Origin of the sequence: Burkholderia sp. Ac-20392, from assembly GCF_017104585.1 — a bacterium.
In the GTDB taxonomy this organism is placed as follows: domain Bacteria; phylum Pseudomonadota; class Gammaproteobacteria; order Burkholderiales; family Burkholderiaceae; genus Burkholderia; species Burkholderia lata.
This window is the reverse complement of the sequence record NZ_JAAGPB010001187.1, coordinates 1-553: the sequence shown is the minus strand read 5'-3', so window position 1 is coordinate 553 and position 553 is coordinate 1. Positions and strand designations below refer to the sequence as shown.

Annotated in this window: 1 protein-coding gene; it reads left to right on the top strand. The window is 72.3% G+C overall.

Annotation, left to right across the window (positions count from 1 at the left end; translation table 11 throughout):
• The coding region (locus tag G3N99_RS41520; RefSeq protein ID WP_277396508.1) for a phosphoenolpyruvate-utilizing N-terminal domain-containing protein at positions 1 to 553 on the top strand (553 nt) is incomplete at both ends.

Sequence of the window (553 nt, the reverse complement as noted above, 5' to 3'; positions counted from 1 at the left end):
GAACACGCTCGCAGGCGTGTGCGCGGCGCCCGGCATCGCGGTCGGCACGCTGGTGCGTCTCGACGACGCGGAAATCGTGCCGCCCGAGCAGGCCTCCGGCACGCCGGCGGCGGAAAGCCGCCAGCTCGACCAGGCGCTGAAGTCCGTCGACGCCGAACTCGACGAAACGGTGCGTAACGCATCGGCGCGCGGCGCGGTCGGCGAAGCGGGCATCTTCGCGGTGCACCGCGTGCTGCTGGAAGACCCGACGCTGATCGACGCGGCGCGCGACCTGATCAGCCTCGGCAAGAGCGCAGGCTTCGCATGGCGCGCGACGATCCGCACGCAGATCGACACGCTGTCGAAGCTCGACGATGCGCTGCTCGCCGAACGTGCGGCCGACCTGCGCGACATCGAGAAGCGCGTGCTGCGCGCGCTCGGCCACACGAACGGTGCCGCGCGTGCGCTGCCCGACGAAGCGGTGCTCGCGGCCGAGGAATTCACGCCGTCCGACCTGTCGTCGCTCGACCGCCAGCGCGTGACCGCGCTCGTGATGGCGCGCGGCGGCGCGACA